General features: G+C 46.3%; 17 protein-coding genes. All 17 read left to right on the plus strand.

From position 1 onward, the window contains the following. Positions 1-55: 55 nt before the first annotated feature. Positions 56-784 (plus strand): elongation factor P 5-aminopentanone reductase, encoded by a 729-nt coding sequence (ymfI, locus tag ACFQPF_RS11120; protein ID WP_379749598.1) that lies wholly within the window; start codon positions 56-58, stop codon positions 782-784. Positions 785-874: 90 nt separating this feature from the next. Next, entirely contained in the window at positions 875-1,132 is a 258-nt protein-coding gene (locus tag ACFQPF_RS11125) for a DUF3243 domain-containing protein (RefSeq protein ID WP_379749600.1), read from the plus strand. Positions 1,133-1,217: 85 nt separating this feature from the next. Continuing rightward, a complete protein-coding gene (locus ACFQPF_RS11130; protein ID WP_379749602.1) occupies positions 1,218-2,015 on the plus strand; it encodes a DUF3388 domain-containing protein in 798 nt (265 codons plus the stop codon). Positions 2,016-2,043: 28 nt separating this feature from the next. Further along, a complete protein-coding gene (locus ACFQPF_RS11135) occupies positions 2,044-2,895 on the plus strand; it encodes a helix-turn-helix domain-containing protein (RefSeq protein WP_379749604.1) in 852 nt (283 codons plus the stop codon). A gap of 91 nt (positions 2,896-2,986) precedes the next feature. Next, a complete protein-coding gene (pgsA, locus tag ACFQPF_RS11140) occupies positions 2,987-3,565 on the plus strand; it encodes a CDP-diacylglycerol--glycerol-3-phosphate 3-phosphatidyltransferase (protein WP_379749606.1) in 579 nt (192 codons plus the stop codon). A gap of 147 nt (positions 3,566-3,712) precedes the next feature. Beyond that, positions 3,713-4,951, plus strand: a complete 1,239-nt coding sequence (locus tag ACFQPF_RS11145) for a competence/damage-inducible protein A (protein ID WP_379749607.1) — start codon at positions 3,713-3,715, stop codon at positions 4,949-4,951. A 110-nt stretch (positions 4,952-5,061) separates the two neighbouring features. After that, positions 5,062-6,105: a recombinase RecA gene (gene recA / locus ACFQPF_RS11150; RefSeq protein ID WP_379749609.1), complete on the plus strand. Its 1,044-nt coding sequence runs from the start codon at positions 5,062-5,064 to the stop codon at positions 6,103-6,105. Between the two features lie 271 nt (positions 6,106-6,376). After that, positions 6,377-7,942, plus strand: a complete 1,566-nt coding sequence (gene rny, locus ACFQPF_RS11155; RefSeq protein WP_379749611.1) for a ribonuclease Y — start codon at positions 6,377-6,379, stop codon at positions 7,940-7,942. A gap of 217 nt (positions 7,943-8,159) precedes the next feature. Further along, positions 8,160-8,420 (plus strand): stage V sporulation protein SpoVS, encoded by a 261-nt coding sequence (gene spoVS, locus ACFQPF_RS11160; protein WP_010193268.1) that lies wholly within the window; start codon positions 8,160-8,162, stop codon positions 8,418-8,420. Between the two features lie 222 nt (positions 8,421-8,642). After that, positions 8,643-9,569, plus strand: coding sequence for a dipeptidase (locus ACFQPF_RS11165; RefSeq protein WP_379749612.1), 927 nt, complete (start codon positions 8,643-8,645; stop codon positions 9,567-9,569). A gap of 333 nt (positions 9,570-9,902) precedes the next feature. Further along, positions 9,903-11,642, plus strand: coding sequence for a 2-oxoacid:acceptor oxidoreductase subunit alpha (locus tag ACFQPF_RS11170; RefSeq protein ID WP_379749614.1), 1,740 nt, complete (start codon positions 9,903-9,905; stop codon positions 11,640-11,642). Next, positions 11,642-12,508, plus strand: coding sequence for a 2-oxoacid:ferredoxin oxidoreductase subunit beta (locus tag ACFQPF_RS11175; protein ID WP_379749616.1), 867 nt, complete (start codon positions 11,642-11,644; stop codon positions 12,506-12,508). Before ACFQPF_RS11170 ends, ACFQPF_RS11175 begins: the two co-directional genes overlap by 1 nt. Before the next feature lie 249 nt (positions 12,509-12,757). Then, positions 12,758-13,804 (plus strand): L-threonine 3-dehydrogenase, encoded by a 1,047-nt coding sequence (gene tdh / locus ACFQPF_RS11180; protein WP_379749618.1) that lies wholly within the window; start codon positions 12,758-12,760, stop codon positions 13,802-13,804. Between the two features lie 18 nt (positions 13,805-13,822). Further along, positions 13,823-14,998: a glycine C-acetyltransferase gene (locus ACFQPF_RS11185; RefSeq protein WP_379749620.1), complete on the plus strand. Its 1,176-nt coding sequence runs from the start codon at positions 13,823-13,825 to the stop codon at positions 14,996-14,998. Positions 14,999-15,154: 156 nt separating this feature from the next. Beyond that, entirely contained in the window at positions 15,155-16,678 is a 1,524-nt protein-coding gene (miaB, locus tag ACFQPF_RS11190) for a tRNA (N6-isopentenyl adenosine(37)-C2)-methylthiotransferase MiaB (protein ID WP_379749622.1), read from the plus strand. Further along, the gene (locus tag ACFQPF_RS11195) at positions 16,675-17,109 is read left to right on the plus strand and encodes a YlbF/YmcA family competence regulator (RefSeq protein ID WP_379749624.1); all 435 of its coding nucleotides are present in this window, start codon (positions 16,675-16,677) and stop codon (positions 17,107-17,109) included. Before miaB ends, ACFQPF_RS11195 begins: the two co-directional genes overlap by 4 nt. A 314-nt stretch (positions 17,110-17,423) precedes the next feature. Next, on the plus strand, positions 17,424-18,002 hold the full coding sequence (cotE, locus tag ACFQPF_RS11200) for an outer spore coat protein CotE (protein ID WP_379749626.1): 579 nt from the start codon (positions 17,424-17,426) through the stop codon (positions 18,000-18,002). Positions 18,003-18,030 lie beyond the last annotated feature (28 nt).

Consider the following 18,030-nt stretch of genomic DNA (forward strand, 5'->3'; position numbering starts at 1 on the left):
GAAGAAAAGCGCATCCTCTCCAAAAAGGGGATGTTTTTTTCTGGAGGGAACATTCATGACATCAACTGCACTCATAACCGGTTCATCAGGCGGGATAGGGAAAGCCATCGCCATTAAGCTGGCACCGTCCTATAAAACGCTGTTCCTTCATTACTGTTCAAGCAAGGACCAAGCAGTCGAGCTGGCAGAAGAGCTTACCAGGACAACGGGAACCGCCTGCATACCCGTCTATGCGGATCTCTCTTCATCCACTGGAATAGAAGAGCTGATCAGCCAGACTGGCAGAAGCATCGATGCTCTCATACTGAACAGCGGCAGCAGCCATTACGGGCTGTTTCAGGATATGAAGGAAGACGAATTCCATAAGATGCTTGCGCTGAACCTGACGAGCCCGATGCTTTTAACCAAGCAGTTCATTCCATACATGCTCTCACAAAAAAGGGGTACGGTCATAGCCATTTCCAGTGTCTGGGGCGAGAATGGCGCTTCCTGCGAGGCGGTTTATTCTGCAGCAAAAGGGGGAATGAACACGTTTATAAGGTCTATTGCCAAAGAGCTTGGCCCGAATGGCATCCGTGCTAATGCGGTAGCTCCTGGAGCGGTGGATACGGCGATGATGCTTGATTTCACCGAAGAGGATATCACGGAACTAAAGGACAGCATCCCTGCAGGCAGGCTGGGGCGTCCAGAGGAGATAGCCGATGCGGTTCATTTCCTCTCCGGGGAGTCATCCAGCTACATCAATGGCCATATTTTAGCTGTGAACGGGGCATGGTATACGTAAATATATTATGGTAAACTGCATTTAAAAAAGAATATTTGTCCTCCTTTTTTGGCATATTAACGATGATATTATAAAAAGGAGGAGACGAACATGTCCGTATTAGACAATTTTGGTCAATGGAAAGAATTCTTGGCTGACCGTCTTGAGCATGCCCAGCATGAAGGGATGGACCAATCAGCTATATCAAATCTTGCGACTGAGATCGGCGGTTATCTTGCCAGCCATGTAGAACCGAAGAACCCGGAAGAGAAAGTACTGGCCGATCTTTGGAACGTGGCAGATGATCAAGAAAAGCACGCCATCGCTAACATGATGGTCAAGCTGGTCCAGAACGGGAACAGCCACTAAATGAAGCGGGATGTTAAGGAAATTTCTTAACATCCCTTTTATTTTTCTTTTATAATCATTTAATTTCATTTATTATAATAACAAGATGGAGAATAACAAGAAGGAGAGGATAGATATCGGACAGGAATGGTACCTTGAATATGAAATACATAAAAACCGTCCGGGCCTTCTTGGAGATATATCTTCACTCCTTGGTATGCTTGGCATTAATATTATTACGATAAACGGTGTAGATAATGAACGCCGCGGCCTTTTGCTCGTTATTGATAACGAAGAGAAGACTTCCAGGCTTAAGAATATACTCGATACGATGGATAACATAACGGTAACCAAATTCCGCAAGCCAAAGCTTCGTGACAGGCTTGCCGTCAGACATGGCCGTTATATTGAACGAGATGCGGACGATAAGAAAACGTTTCGGTTTGTCAGGAATGAACTTGGCCTGCTGGTCGACTTTCTGGCAGAAATCTATAAAGTGGAAGGCCATAAGCTGATCGGGGTCAGGGGCATGCCGCGGGTAGGCAAGACAGAGAGTATTGTCGCTTCGAGTGTTTGTGCCTCAAAGCGGTGGGTCTTCCTGTCCTCAACGCTGCTGAAGCAGACCTTGAGGACACGGCTGATCGATGATGAATATGACGCTGACAATGTATTTATCATTGACGGAGCTGTATCGGTGCGGAACAATAACGAACAGCACTGGCAGCTTATACGGGAAATTATGAGGCTCCCTTCTACAAAGGTGGTCGAGCATCCGGATCTATTCATCACGAACAATGAGTATTCCATGGATGATTTTGATTATATTATAGAACTGAAAAATGACCCGAATGAAGAGATTACATATGAAGCGGTACACCGGGATCCGGGATTTGAGGCATTTTAATAACTAATCTTGTTAGTAGGTGGTATGATTGACAGAACTGGGAATGTTTTTAAAAGGGAAGCGTGAGGAGCGGAACTTAACCCTCGAAGAGCTCCAAACCGCAACGAAGATACAAAAAAGATATCTAGCTGCTATTGAGGAGGGCAATTACAGCATCTTGCCTGGGCCATTTTATGCGAGAGCATTTATCAAGAATTATTGTGAAGCGGTTGGCCTTGATTATGAAGCCGTATTTGCAGAGTATGAAAAGGATATACCAAAAGCAGCGAGAGAGCCCGAAGAATTTACTCCAAGGTCTGAACGACCGCGTACTGTCGGTGCTGATAAAGAGTCAGCTGTTCGGAAATACGTGCCCATGTTAGTGATAGCCGGTGTTGTTCTCATTGTAATCATGGGGGTTTACATGTTGATTCAAAATCTTGGCGGCGATCAGGTAGAGGAAAAGAAGAAGTCTGAGAGTTTGATTGAAACCGACAAGGATGTTAAGAAAGGCGATAAACAGAAAGAGGAAAAGACTAAGGAAGAAACAGCTCCTAAAGAACCTGAGCCAGAAAAGCCTGATATGTCTCTCGTGAAGAAAGAAACGGAAGGCAACATGACGGCATACGAACTGAGCGGGACCGATGTCCTCGATATCGGATTTGCGCTTTCTGGACCTAGCTATGTCGACATTAAGGATGCTTCCGGTAAGTTTTTGTTAACGAAACAGTTTAAAAATGGCGAAACGTATACCTTCAAGGCAGAAGGGCAAAAGGAAATTCTGCTTAACATCGGTGCGGCACACACGACGAAGCTGACACTGAACGGCGTACCGTTCACGTATCCTGTTGCTCCTCTTGAAAAAGTGCATCAGAAAATTTTAATACGATTCGTTCAATAAACCTGACCAGCTTGGGAATGAAAAGAAATATGATAAGGAGAGAAGGAAGGGCTTCTGCCTTTCTCTTCTTTTATTAAATGGAGGAAAGCTTGTGAATTTGCCTAACAAAATTACCGTCTCAAGAGTGCTGATGATCCCTGTCTTTATGATTGTTCTTCTAGGAGGCTTTGATTGGGGAGTATTATCCTATGACGGAAAAGAACTGCCTGTTACGCACCTTGCTGCGGCATTGATATTTATACTCGCATCAACGACGGACTGGGTGGATGGTTATTACGCGAGAAAATATAACCTTGTTACGAACCTTGGAAAATTTTTGGATCCGCTCGCTGACAAGCTTCTTGTCACGGCGGCGCTTGTCGCTTTAGTCGAAACAGGAGATGCGCCTGCATGGATGGTCATTGTGATTTTAAGCCGTGAATTTGCTGTGACAGGCATCCGTCTAGTAGCTGCTGCTGATGGAGAGGTAATCGCAGCAAGTCAGATGGGCAAGCTGAAAACGTGGATTCAAATCATCGCTATCTCGGCTCTTCTTTTGAAAAATCTTCCTTTCGCTTGGGTGAACATCCCTTTTGCTGACTTGAGTTTATGGGCGGCTGTGATTATCACCGTGTATTCTGGCTATGAATATTTTATGGCGAATAAAGAAGCATTGTTAAAATCTAAATAATATTGCTGAAAAAACAGGAGAAATCTCCTGTTTTTTTATCAGTTATCTGCTTGATTTGCTCAAATTGACACGATGATCAGTACAGGATTGGCCAAACAGGCATTTGATGGGAAAGAAAAGAATAGGTACATTGAAAGGAGCAGAAAGGTGAAAACAGAAATTATCGCAGTCGGAACGGAACTTTTGCTCGGTCAGATCGCAAACACCAACGCTCAGTTTCTATCAGCTGAGCTCGCTTCTGCAGGCTTTCATGTTTATCATCATACGACAGTCGGCGACAATCCAGATAGATTGCTAGAGGTGATGAAGCAAGCCTCATCACGCTCAGAATGCATCATCATCACGGGAGGGCTGGGACCGACGAAGGATGATCTTACGAAAGAAACGGCTGCAGCTTGTATCGGCAGAAAACTGGTGTATGATCATCGCTCACTTGATGATATTTTAAATCATTACAAAATAACGGGAAAGGAGATGTCCGAAAACAATAAGAAGCAAGCCCTCATATTGGAAGGATCACTAGTGCTGCCAAACGATTTTGGAATGGCTCCAGGGATGGTGACGGAAGCTGAGAACAAAACCTGGATGCTGCTTCCTGGTCCTCCTTCAGAATTAAAGCCGATGTTCCGTCAATACGGATTGCCTGCTTTGCTTCAAAAAGGTGGCAAAGAACCTGTCCGTTCCAGAGTTTTACGCTTTTTTGGGATAGGCGAATCAATGCTGGAAGCAAAGCTTGCGGATCTAATTGAGAACCAGACAAATCCGACAATCGCTCCGCTCGCTGGTGACTTTGAGGTGACGTTAAGACTCTCAGCAAGCTTTTACAGCACGGAAGAAGCAGAGCGTGCATTAGATGAAACGGAACAGAGAATACTCGAGCGAGCCGGCGAATTTTTTTATGGCTACGATGACAGCACACTTGAAGAACAGCTCCTGAAGAGTCTGCAGCAAACTGCGACTTCGTTATCTGCTGCAGAAAGTCTGACAGGAGGATGGTTCGGGAAATCAGTGACGGACGTACCCGGTGCATCGAAAAGCTTTATGGGCAGTGTCGTTGTTTATAACAACAACATGAAAGAAAAGCTGCTCGGCGTAAAAGCAGAAACGATACAAAAACATGGTGCGGTCAGTGCAGAATGTGCGGCTGAAATGGCAGAGGCAGTTCGTCAAAAGACGGGAAGTGGCTTTGGGATAAGCTTTACTGGTGCTGCAGGGCCTGACGGCGACGGACACGCAAAACCGGGAACCGTCTATATCGCTATTTCTTCTCCGCAGCAAACCGATGTCCTGCCTCTTCAGTTGGCAGGATCTCGAAACCGCATCCGTGCATTGGCCGTTAAGCATGGACTATTTGCTCTTCATAAGCGGATTGTTGCCGAAAAATAAAAATACGAATAAATGTTCGCAAAAAGATTGGCAAAGCTGTTCAAACAAGGTATGATAGAGGTAACAAGAATAATGAATAAATGTTTCTATTATATATGAGGAGTGATTTCATGAGCGACCGTAAAGCAGCCTTAGAAATGGCGCTTCGCCAGATTGAAAAACAGTTCGGCAAAGGATCTATTATGAAGCTTGGCGAACAGACTGAACAAAGGATTTCTACAATTTCAAGCGGTTCATTAGCGCTCGACATCGCGCTTGGAGTCGGCGGCTATCCGCGTGGAAGAATTGTTGAAGTATACGGACCAGAGTCCTCAGGTAAGACGACGGTTGCTCTCCATGCGATCGCAGAGGTACAAAAAGGTGGAGGGCAGGCAGCATTCATCGATGCCGAGCACGCTCTTGATCCTGTGTATGCGCAAAAGCTTGGCGTTAATATCGATGAGCTTCTTCTTTCACAGCCGGATACCGGTGAACAGGCGCTTGAAATCGCTGAGGCGCTCGTGCGCAGCGGTGCAGTTGATATCATCGTTATCGATTCGGTGGCAGCACTAGTGCCTAAAGCTGAAATCGAAGGCGAAATGGGAGATTCTCACGTTGGCCTCCAAGCGAGACTTATGTCACAGGCGCTTAGAAAGCTTTCAGGTGCCATCAATAAATCGAAAACGATCGCTATCTTTATCAACCAAATCCGTGAAAAGGTCGGCGTGATGTTCGGCAACCCGGAAACGACTCCTGGCGGCCGTGCACTTAAGTTCTACTCTTCAGTGAGGCTTGAAGTGCGCCGTGCTGAGCAGCTGAAGCAAGGCCAGGATATTGTCGGAAACAAGACGCGAGTGAAGGTTGTCAAGAATAAGGTAGCTCCTCCGTTCAGAGTAGCGGAAGTGGACATCATGTACGGAGAAGGCATTTCGCGCGAAGGGGAAATCCTTGATATCGGTTCAGAGATTGATGTCGTTCAAAAAAGCGGTGCATGGTATTCGTATGAAGGCGAAAGACTTGGCCAGGGCCGCGAGAACTCTAAACAGTTCCTTAAGGAAAACCCGGAAGTGGCAGCTGCTATCTCTCAAGAAGTGAGAGATTACCATCAGCTCGAAGCGAAGGCAGCCGAAGCGCCAGCGCATGATGAAGTGGGAGAATTTGAACTGACAGAATAGATCACTAGCAAAAACCGGCCCCGGCCGGTTTTTTGCATTCCTGGATATTATTTTGAAGCATCTTGCGCTTTTAAGCAGCACCTATTATTATAGAAGTTTAACTCTCTTGACAAGGTATGTGGACAACTATAAAATGAAGTTATATTTTGATTTCTAAGGAAATTAAAATGATGGATGCAACAGAACACTTGAATTGTGCAAGCGCTTTGTTACACGAATGACGACTGATTTGATGAAATGAAAAACTTAAAAAGCAAGAGGAGGTGTTAACATGCCTGATTTGTTGATTCTCATCTCCATTTTGCTTGCCGGTTTAGCTGCCGGCGCAGTTGTCGGATATCTTGTTAGGAAGTCGATTGCAGAAGCAAAGATTTCCAGCGCAGAGCGGGCCGCAGCGCAAATCGTAGAAGAGGCGAAGCGCGAGGCCGATGCCAGCAAAAAAGAAGCTTTGCTTGAAGCAAAGGATGAAATTCACAAGCTTCGCACAGAGGCTGAGCGTGAAGTGCGCGACCGCAGAAGCGAGCTGCAAAAACAAGAGCAACGATTGGTACAAAAAGAAGAGATCCTGGACAGGAAAAGCGAAACCCTTGATAAAAAAGAGGAGTCCTTGGAAAAGCGTGAGGAATCTCTCGCCAAAAAACAACGGCAAATTGAAGAGATGGAAAGCAAAGTAGGAGAACTGCTGGAAGAGCATCAGCGTGAACTCGAGCGCATTTCCGGGTTTACGAGAGAAGAAGCCCGCCAGATCATCATGACTGAAGCAGAAAGCGAATTGTCGCATGAACTTGCTATGATGGTGAAAGAGCTTGAGAACCGCGCGAAGGAAGACGCTGACAAGAAAGCGAAAGAAATTCTTTCACTTGCCATCCAGCGCTGCGCAGCTGATCACGTTGCAGAAACGACTGTATCAGTGGTTAACCTGCCAAACGATGAGATGAAAGGAAGAATTATCGGGCGTGAAGGGCGTAATATTCGTACATTAGAAACTCTTACGGGTATTGATCTTATCATTGATGATACGCCTGAAGCCGTAATTTTATCCGGATTTGACCCGATTCGCCGCGAGATTGCCAGAATGGCACTCGACAAGCTCGTTCAAGACGGCAGGATTCATCCTGCGAGAATCGAAGAGATGGTGGAAAAATCAAGGCGCGAAGTGGATGAGTACATCCGCGAGGTAGGAGAACAGACGACGTTTGAAGTGGGTGTGCATGGGCTTCATCCTGACCTGATCAAGATTCTTGGACGATTAAAATATCGTACAAGCTATGGCCAGAACGTGTTGAAGCACTCGATGGAAGTCGCTTACTTAGCCGGCCTGATGGCTTCAGAAATCGGAGAAGACATGCATCTTGCACGGCGAGCGGGACTTCTTCATGACATCGGAAAAGCGATTGACCATGAAGTGGAAGGAAGCCACGTTGACATCGGTGTCGAACTGGCAACGAAGTACAAGGAGCATCCTGTTGTTATTAACAGTATTGCGTCCCATCATGGTGACACGGAACCAACGTCCATCATTGCAACGCTAGTCGCTGCAGCAGATGCACTGTCAGCTGCAAGACCAGGAGCAAGAAGAGAAACGCTGGAGACGTACATTCGCAGGCTTGAAAAATTGGAAGAGATATCAGAATCGTTTGACGGTGTCGAAAAATCGTTTGCCATTCAGGCAGGACGAGAAATTCGCATTATGGTGAAGCCTGATATGGTGGATGATATGGCTTCATACAGGCTAGCACGCGACATTACGAAAAAGATTGAAAGTGAACTGGATTATCCAGGTCATATAAAAGTTACTGTCATACGTGAAACAAGAGCAGTTGAGTACGCGAAATAAAGTGGTGATCCTTCACCACTTTATTTTGTTTATGGAGATGAATTTGGCCGATCGATAAGGTTTGATACAAAGATTGGAAGGGAACAGTTAAATGGGGTTAACGTATTGATGTATTCCAAGGCGCGAAACATCAAGCGCTCATTTAATTTAAGGAATACAAGCCCGATCCAATGAATATAGTAGAACTGGTATCATATCTTGAAGGAGGTTCAAATTAATGGAAATATTAAAAGTTTCAGCAAAATCCAATCCCAACTCTGTAGCAGGTGCACTTGCAGGCGTACTGCGTGAGCGCGGCGGGGCTGAAATCCAAGCCATCGGTGCAGGTGCATTAAACCAAGCGGTTAAAGCAGTAGCGATCGCAAGAGGATTCGTAGCGCCAAGCGGAGTTGACCTCATCTGCATTCCAGCATTTACGGATATATTAATTGACGGTGAAGAACGGACAGCCATCAAGCTGATCGTAGAACCGAGATAATACGACTTCTCCAGCCTGTCTGTCATGTACAGACAGGCTTTTACATGCCCGTTTGGCGTCACGCGGGTATTGAAATAGCACGAAGAACACCTGATTTTTTCTGTGAACGCAGGCTGTTAAAGGAGAATTTCGTGATTGAAAAATAGTATAATGACAACAGCCGATATTCTTTGATTGAGAATTTTCTCAGGGAAGAAAAAGAAAGAAAGGGAGCGTGCCGTATTGCGTATATTTGATGCCCATTGTGATGTACTTTGGCAAATGTGGGAGAATCCATCGTTATCTTTTTCAGCTAAAGAAGGGATGCATGTCACCTACCCGCAGCTGCGGCAATATCCTAAGGCAGTGCAGGTATTTGCTGTATACATTCCGCAAAAGGTCCCGGCCGAGTCGCGATTTTCAGCAGCGCTGCAAATGATTGATATCTTCCATGAAAGGGTGCTCGCCACTTCCCCTCTTCTGAAATTAATCAGAAGCCGTGAAGACTTGCTTCATCTTGCAGATAAAGAGACTGGTGCGATATTGAGTCTGGAAGGCTGTGACTGCATTGGTAAAGATTTAAGCAAAATGAGAATATTGTATCAGCTTGGTATCAGAAGTACAGGCATCACCTGGAATTATAGCAATGATGCAGCAGATGGCATTTTAGAGAGCAGAGGAGGAGGGCTCACATCCTTCGGTGAAGAGATCGTTGATTTCCTTAATGAAAAAAAGTGCTGGACAGATGTGTCTCATTTATCTGAAAAAGGATTTTGGGACTGTATAGAAAGAGCCGACTATCTTATCGCGTCTCATTCGAACGCGTTGTCATTATGTGATAATCCTAGAAACTTGAGTGACAGCCAGATCAACGCTCTCATAAGTAAAGGCGGGAGAATCGGCATAACATTCGTCCCTTCTTTTTTAACGACTAGCGGAAAATCATCAATCAAACATGTGCTTCACCATCTTGAGCACGTCTGCTCACTTGGCGGTGCGGATCATGTCGGGTTTGGTTCGGATTTTGATGGGATAGAAGAGACACCTGAAAAATTGTCCTCATACAAAGAATATGAAGCCTTGATAAACGAAGTAACAAAGCATTTTTCTCAAGAGCAGGCGGAAAGGTTTTTCTTTGATAATTTTGCAGGCTATTTTTCTGCTGTTTAAAATTATTAGAAACTTCTCATTATTCCAAAATTTTCATATGACTACTTGCAATTTAGCTGTGATACGTCTAGAATTGTAAGCGTTCAGTACATATTTTTTGTTTGTTGAGAAAAAGAGTCCTGTTGGTTTTTTGTTGCACAGTCTTACTTTAAGGGTCTAAGGAACTACACTTACAATCTCCCGCAAGGAATGCACTTTTCTGTGATCAGTGGTCGAGCTATGATCGATGCTTGCAGCGGGGATGACAGGAAGAAACAAGCTTTAAAACCTATATGGCAATGCCTTCATAGGCAGCTGACGCTTTGAAAAAGGATATTATAAGGGGTGGAGCGCATGATTGAACAGCTTTCCTGGAAAGTTGGGGGACAGCAGGGCGAAGGGATCGACAGTACGGGTGAGATCTTTGCTATGGCCTTAAATCGCATGGGATATTATTTATACAGCTATCGTCACTTTTCTTCCCGCATTAAAGGCGGGCACACGAACAATAAGATTCGGGTGAGCACCTATCAGACGAGAGCCGTCTCTGATGATCTGGATATTCTAATCGCGTTTGATCAGGAGACAATCGACGTGAATTTGCATGAGCTTCGCGAGGGTGGTGTCGTGATCGGTGATGCCAAGTTTAATCCGTCTGTTCCAGATGGATCGAAAGTGCGGCTGTTCTCTGTTCCATTTACTGAAATGGCGACTGAGCTTGGCACGTCATTAATGAAAAACATGGTCGCCATCGGTGCAACGAGTGCCGTACTTGGCTTGCCGGCTGAATCGTATCAGGATGTCGTTGATGAAATTTTTTCCCGCAAAGGTTCAAAAGTTGTGGAAAAGAACATGGAAGCTATACAGAAGGGCGCAGAATATTTTCATAGTATCGCAGGTGAGCTTGACGGGTTCCGCTTGAATGCAGCAGATGGAAGCAAACGGATGTTCATGATCGGCAACGACGCCATTGCGCTGGGCTTTTTGGCTGGGGGCGTGCGGTTTATGCCAGCTTATCCCATCACGCCGGCATCTGAGATCATGGAGTATTTAATCAAGAAGCTGCCGAAGTTTGGCGGTACCGTCATTCAGACAGAAGACGAGATCGCGGCGTGCACGATGGCGATCGGCGCTAACTATGCTGGTGTGAGAACAGTCACCTCTTCGGCGGGACCAGGTCTTTCTCTCATGATGGAAGCGATCGGGCTCTCCGGAATGACAGAAGTTCCGCTAGTTGTCGTAGATACGCAGCGAGGAGGCCCGTCAACTGGTTTGCCGACGAAACAGGAACAGTCCGATTTGATGGCGATGATTTATGGTACGCACGGAGAGATCCCAAAGGTGGTCATGGCACCGAGCACGGCAGAGGAAGCGTTCTATGATGCAGTAGAAGCGCTCAATATCGCGGAAGAATACCAGTGTCCGGTTATCCTGCTGACGGATCTGCAGCTTTCTCTTGGAAAGCAGTCCGTAGAGCCGCTGGATTACAGCCGCGTATCAATTCGTCGAGGCACGCTGGATATACAATCAGAGCTGCCTGAATCTGATGATAAAGATGGGTACTTCAAGCGTTTTGAGCTGACGGAGAACGGCATCTCCCCGCGCGTTGTGCCTGGGATGAAAAACGGTATCCACCATGTAACAGGAGTTGAGCATGACGAGTATGGCAAGCCGTCAGAAGTGGCGAGCAACCGCCAGAAGCAGATGGACAAGCGTTTATCTAAGCTTCGGTCTCTGAAGTTTGACACGCCGATCGTAAAACATACACCGCACGAAGAAGCGGATGTCCTCTTCGTAGGGTTCAACTCGACAAGAGGTGTCATTGAAGAGGCGATGCCGCGGCTTGAGGAGGAAGGCATCAAGGCTAACCATGCCCACATCCGCCTCATCCACCCTTTCCCAGCTGCAGAGTTTCAGCAGCTGGCAGATCGCGCGAAAAAGATCGTGGTGGTTGAGAATAACGCGACAGGACAGCTTGCTTCTATTATCAAACTGAACACCGGCAATCATCAGAAGATCTTCAACATATTGAAATACGACGGCAACCCGTTCCTGCCGTCAGAAGTCACAGCGAAAGCGAAGGAGCTGGTGTAATGGCAACGTTTAAAGATTTCCGCAACAGTATTAAACCAAACTGGTGCCCTGGCTGCGGCGATTTCTCTGTCCAGGCTGCCATCCAGCGTGCTGCGGCGAATGCAGGGCTGACTCCGGAAAATCTTGCGGTTGTATCTGGCATCGGGTGCTCTGGAAGGATTTCCGGTTATATTAAATCATACGGTTTTCATGGCATCCATGGACGTGCTCTTCCGATCGCACAAGGCGTTAAGATGGCGAATCGGGACCTGACTGTTATCGCTTCAGGAGGAGACGGAGATGGTTTCGCGATCGGGATGGGGCACACCGTTCATGCCATCCGCCGCAACATCGATGTCACGTATATCGTCATGGACAATCAGATTTATGGTTTAACAAAAGGGCAGACGTCCCCGCGTTCCGATGTCGGCTTCAAAACCAAAAGCACGCCTGAAGGTTCAGTCGAGTCTTCCATCGGAATCATGGAGCTCGCGTTAACAGCAGGGGCCACATTTGTCGCCCAAAGCTTTTCCACTGATTTAAAGGATCTAGTGGCCATCATTGAGGCGGGCATCGCGCATAAGGGCTTCTCCTTGATCAACGTTTTCTCGCCTTGTGTGACGTATAACAAGGTGAACACGTATGACTGGTTTAAGGAACACCTCGTGGCGCTCGATTCGATCGAGGGGTATGATTCAGGAAACAGAACCCTTGCTATGACAACATTGATGGAGCATAAAGGTCTTGTGAAAGGCATCATCTATCAAGATCAAAATAAACCTTCCTATCAAGATTTGGCTCACGGATACAGCAAAGATGCCCTTGCCAAGCAAAATCTTAAACTGGATGAAGATACGTTTAAACAGCTTGCAGCTGAATTTATGTAAGAAGGCGCCGTCGCAGATTGCGACGGTGTTTTTTTTCACGAAGTCAAAAAGTTTAGGAATAAAGTATACGTGCAACTAAGACTGACTTAAAGGCTCGGCTTCATCCAAGTTTTCATAGCGCATCCACAAAAAAAATAGCGTTTTTTTTATGGTGTGTGCCTATGTCCATCCCATATGGACACCCCCCTTTACCGTCACTTCCTACCTTTGATAGAATGAAAGCGATATGAGTTAGAGGACAGGGAGTGTATGTTTTTGACAGATAAAATGAGAGCGATCGTCAAGCATCATGCCGGGTTTGGGGCAAAGCTTGAAATGGTAGACATTCCGGAAATCGGCGAAAATGAAGTGCTGATCAAAGTAAAAGCAACGTCCATCTGCGGAACGGATGTTCATATTTACACATGGGATGAGTGGTCACAGAGCCGTGTCAAACCTCCCTATGTGTTCGGCCATGAGTTTTCCGGCGTCGTGGAAAAAATCGGGAGTGCGGTGCTGAACGTTTCGGTAGGTGACCATGTGTCAGCGGAAACTCACATTGTGTGCCACCGATGTCCGCAATGCCTGAAAGGTCAGTATCACATTTGCAAGGAAACAAAGATCATTGGCGTGGATACGAACGGATGCTTTGCCGAATACGTGGCACTTCCAGCTGAAAACATCTGGAAAAATCATAAAAGCATGCCTTTTGAAGCCGCTTCTATCCAAGAGCCGATGGGCAACGCGGTCCATACCGTACTTGCCGGCGATGTAGCCGGTCTGAGTGTTGCGGTTATCGGCTGCGGGCCGATCGGTGTGATGGCAGTAGGCGTTGCTAAAGCGGCAGGTGCAGCCCAGGTCATTGCGATTGATCTGAATGAATATCGATTAAACCTTGCCAAAAATCTTGGCGCTACAGCAGTCATCAACCCGAAAGACACTGATCCTGTTCAAGCGGTTCTCGATCTGACAGACGGAAATGGTGTAGATGTGATTTGCGAGATGAGCGGTCATCCTGCTGCCATCGACCAGGGGTTCAAGATCGTCACCAACGGCGGACGGGTATCGATCCTCAGTCTGCCAGTGAAGCCGGTAGAAATTGATATAACCAATGATATCGTGTTTAAAGGGGTTACCGTTCAGGGCATCACAGGAAGAAAGATGTTTGAAACGTGGCAGCAGGTGTCAGGCTTGTTAAAAGCAGGCCAGATGAACACCGATGCGATCATCACGCATACTCTGCCGCTTGAAGAGTTTGAAAAAGGGTTTGATCTGATGATGAAGGGACAGTGCGGCAAGGTCGTACTGCTGCCATAATAAAGGAGGCGCATTAGAATGAAAGGGTTTGAATATTTGCAGCACGAGCTTGATGAAATGAAAGAAGCCGGTACGTTCCGCCGTCTCGTTCCGCTAGAGTCAGAGCAGGACGCAAGAGTTGTAATTAACGGAAGAGAAGTGAATCAGCTCTCAAGCAACAACTACCTTGGGCTGACGAATCATCCGAAGATGAAGCGTGCAGCTGTTGAAGCGGTTGAAAAGTACGGAGTCGGAACGGGATCCGTTCGAACGATTGCCGGAACCCTCTCTATGCATGAAGAATTTGAGCGAAAACTCGCCCAGTTCAAGCATACGGAAGCTTGCCTCGTATTTCAGTCAGGCTTCTCCACGAATCAGAGCATCTTATCTGCGATATTGACAGACAAGGATGTTGTCATATCAGATGAACTGAACCATGCATCCATCATTGATGGCATCCGCTTGACTAAAGCAGCGAGACGCATATATAAGCATGTTGATATGGAAGACCTCGAGGCTGCGTTAAAAGAAACACAAGCATACCGCAAACGCATTGTTGTAACAGACGGTGTTTTCTCCATGGACGGAAACATTGCGCCTCTTCCTGAGATCGTGGAACTTGCGGAAAAATACGATGCACTCGTTATGGTTGATGACGCGCATGCTTCAGGTGTTCTTGGTGAGAACGGCCGCGGCACGATCGATCATTTTAACTTGAACGGCCGTGTGCACATTCAAGTCGGTACGCTTTCAAAAGCGATCGGGGTGCTTGGCGGTTATATTGCCAGCACCGAAACATTACGAAACTATTTGATCCATAAAGGACGCCCGTTCTTGTTCAGTACCTCTCATCCCCCGGCTGTCATAGCTGCCAGCTCCGCCGCTATCGATGTTTTGCTTGAAGAGCCGGAGCATATGGAAAGATTGTGGGAGAACACACGCTTCTTTAAAGAAGGACTTGCGGCATTAGGTTTTGATACAGGGATCAGTGATACGCCGATCACGCCAGTCATTGTCGGTGATGACGCCCTTACGCACAAGCTATCCGACAGGCTCTTAGAGCTTGGCGTGTTCGCTCAAGGCATCGCGTTCCCTACTGTGGCAAAAGGGAAAGCACGTGTGCGTACCATTGTTACAGCGAAGCACAGTAAAGAAGACTTACAAACAGCGTTAGATGCGTTTGAAAAAGCTGGAAAAGAGCTTGGCATCATATAGATCTTCTGTATACAGGAAGAGGCGGCATGCTTCTTCCTGTTTTTTTACCATTTTATCTGACTCCTTCCTTTTGTGCGTTTGCTTTTTTTGATATAATTATAAAGTTAAAGTGCAGGTGTAAGCGTTTTTGTGCAGTAAAAGGAGTGAACGTACGATATGTCGGTAACAAATGAAAAGAAATCAGCGGCTGCAGATGCAGCTGTCAAAAAAGATTATTCCCACTATTTTCAACAAGCCTATCAGCCGCCATCGCTAAAGGATGCGAAAAGGCGGGGCAAGGAAGAAATAAAGGTGCTCAAAGACTTTGCCATTCCTGAGAACCTTGTAAATATCGGACTGGGGAAGAAGTTTTACATTCGAACATACGGATGCCAGATGAACGATCATGATACAGAAGTGATGGCCGGCATCCTGACAGAGATGGGATACAGTGCGGCCGCTTCAACGGAGGATGCCGATGTTGTCCTTCTGAACACATGTGCGATCAGAGAAAACGCCGAAAATAAAGTGTTTGGCGAGCTTGGCCACCTTAAGACAGCGAAGGCGAACAACCCGAACCTTCTTCTGGGCGTGTGCGGCTGTATGTCACAAGAAGAATCAGTCGTAAACAAAATCCTAAAAACGTATCAGAATGTGGATATGATTTTTGGGACGCACAACATTCACCGTCTTCCCCAAATCATCGAAAATGCGCTCTTCTCTAAAGAGATGGTCGTTGAAGTATGGTCCAAGGAAGGCGACATTGTTGAAAACCTGCCGCGCGTCCGTAAAGGGAACGTAAAAGGGTGGGTCAACATCATGTACGGATGTGATAAGTTCTGTACGTATTGCATCGTTCCGTACACACGCGGCAAAGAGCGCAGCCGAAAACCAGAAGATATTATAGAAGAAGTCAGACACCTGGCACGAAACGGCTATAAAGAAGTGACATTGCTCGGACAGAACGTCAACGCATACGGGAAGGACTTTACAGACAGGAACTATGGGCTTGGTGATCTCATGGATGAGATCCGTAAAATTGACATCCCAAGAATCCGTTTTACGACAAGCCATCCGCGAGATTTCGATGACCGCCTGATCGAAGTACTCGCTCACCAGGGCAACATTGTCGAACATATTCATCTTCCTGTACAGCATGGGAACTCAGATGTGCTGAAACTGATGGCTAGGAAATATACAAGAGAAAGCTATCTGGAGCTTGTCAGCAAGATCAAGAAGGCGATTCCGGACGCTGCTCTCACATCAGATATTATCGTTGGTTTCCCGAATGAAACGGAAGAGCAGTTTGAAGAAACCATTTCCCTCGTTCAGGAAGTAGAGTTCGATGCGGCATACACGTTCATCTATTCTCCGCGCGAAGGAACACCTGCTGCAAAAATGGAAGACAACGTTCCGATGCATGTAAAGAAAGAAAGACTGCAGCGGCTGAACGCGGTACTGAATGATATATCGTTAAAGAAGAACAAGGCCTATGTGGGGCGTGTAGTAGAAGTGCTTGTAGAAGGCGAAAGCAGAAAGAACGCCGAGGTGCTCACTGGTCATACCGGCGCGAACAAAGTCGTGAATTTTGCAGGGCCGAAAGACTTGATCGGCCAGATCGTCAAGGTACGCATTACAGATGCGAAAACATGGAACCTTGGCGGAGAATGGGTAGAAGAAAAAGCAGAGGTGGCAAAGTGATGAACTATACAAAAGATCAAATATTGGACAAAGCGCGCGAGCTTGCAAAAATGATTGCCGTAACGGATGAAGTGGATTTCTTTAAACGGGCAGAAGCACAGATCAACGGCAACCCGACCGTAGCCAAGCTGATTGGAGAGATAAAAAAACTGCAGAAGCAAGCGGTCAATCTGCAGCATTACGGAAAACTGGAAGCACTTAAAGAAACAGAAGCAAAAATTGATGAATTGATGAAGGAAGTGGACGCCATTCCGGTCGTCCGTGAATTCAAGCAATCACAAGTAGATGTCAACGACATTCTGCAGATGGTTTCTCACACGATCTCAAACACGGTAACAGACGAAATCATCGAGTCAACTGGCGGAAATGTACTCAAAGGCACGACAGGTTCACAGGAAGGCTGCGCCCCAGGGGGATGCGGCTGTCATTAATCGAGAAAAAACACGGCGGATGCTGTGTTTTTTTTAGATGAGGGAAATGTCCATCGTGTTAAGAGAGCATTTTGAAGAGAGCATAGAAAAAAAGCAACAAAGATAATATTTTCACATACCGTAAAGGTTGCCTATTTCCAACAATACAATCATCTCCTCTACAGCGGTATTTCAAATTTATTTTATGTAGACAGGCAAAAACAGGGCATCTAACCATAAGATAGAGTTGTACGGAAACCGCACTTATGGATATGCACACTAGTCATTCGCCCTGCATAGGATGAATGGAAATTAAAAGAGGAGGGATTGTGTCTATGTCACACAACATAGATTATCAGTACAGAGAGATCATCACCCGAGCAGTCTGTGGCAAGGGGCGGAAGTTTTCACAGGCGACGCACTCCATCGCGCCTTCCCACAGGCCAAACAGCATTCTCGGGTGCTGGATTATCAATCACACCTTTAAAGCCCATAAAGGAAAAGAAGCGGTTGTCGTGGAAGGAAGCTATGATGTTAATATCTGGTACTCGTATAGCAATAATACGAAAACAGAAGTAGTCACAGAAACGGTTCATTTTAAAGACAATATCGCATTTGAGAAGCTTGACAAAGAATATTTAGGCACAGATTATGAAGTATCCGCAAAAGCACTGCAAGAGCCAAACACATTAGAGGCAACGGTCTCGCCTAATGGCAATAAAATTCTTGTGCAGGTTGAGCGTGAATTCAGCTGTGAGATGATTGGCGATACAAAAGTGGTGGTGTGTGTAAAGCCTGACAGCGGTTATCAAGACGGCAATGAGGATGCAAGTGATTATGACTATGAAGATATTGATGATGAAGAATTCGAGGACCTTGACCCTAACTTCTTGATCGGGGAGCTCGAAGAATAGTGCGGCAGGGAAGATTATTTCTTCCCTG

Origin of the sequence: Fictibacillus iocasae (genome assembly GCF_042665465.1) — a bacterium.
GTDB lineage: Bacteria > Bacillota > Bacilli > Bacillales > Fictibacillaceae > Fictibacillus > Fictibacillus iocasae.

Bases quoted from the DNA above. Each gene is read 5' to 3' on its own strand.
- ACFQPF_RS11125 (WP_379749600.1), top strand. From the start codon at position 875: ATGTCCGTATTAGACAATTTTGGTCAATGGAAAGAATTCTTGGCTGAC.
- ACFQPF_RS11185 (WP_379749620.1), top strand. From the start codon at position 13,823: ATGAAAGGGTTTGAATATTTGCAGCACGAGCTTGATGAAATGAAAGAA.
- cotE (WP_379749626.1), top strand. From the start codon at position 17,424: ATGTCACACAACATAGATTATCAGTACAGAGAGATCATCACCCGAGCA.
- miaB (WP_379749622.1), top strand. From the start codon at position 15,155: ATGTCGGTAACAAATGAAAAGAAATCAGCGGCTGCAGATGCAGCTGTC.
- recA (WP_379749609.1), top strand. From the start codon at position 5,062: ATGAGCGACCGTAAAGCAGCCTTAGAAATGGCGCTTCGCCAGATTGAA.
- ymfI (WP_379749598.1), top strand. From the start codon at position 56: ATGACATCAACTGCACTCATAACCGGTTCATCAGGCGGGATAGGGAAA.
- tdh (WP_379749618.1), top strand. From the start codon at position 12,758: ATGTTTTTGACAGATAAAATGAGAGCGATCGTCAAGCATCATGCCGGG.
- ACFQPF_RS11170 (WP_379749614.1), top strand. From the start codon at position 9,903: ATGATTGAACAGCTTTCCTGGAAAGTTGGGGGACAGCAGGGCGAAGGG.
- spoVS (WP_010193268.1), top strand. From the start codon at position 8,160: ATGGAAATATTAAAAGTTTCAGCAAAATCCAATCCCAACTCTGTAGCA.
- ACFQPF_RS11130 (WP_379749602.1), top strand. From the start codon at position 1,218: ATGGAGAATAACAAGAAGGAGAGGATAGATATCGGACAGGAATGGTAC.
- rny (WP_379749611.1), top strand. From the start codon at position 6,377: ATGCCTGATTTGTTGATTCTCATCTCCATTTTGCTTGCCGGTTTAGCT.
- ACFQPF_RS11175 (WP_379749616.1), top strand. From the start codon at position 11,642: ATGGCAACGTTTAAAGATTTCCGCAACAGTATTAAACCAAACTGGTGC.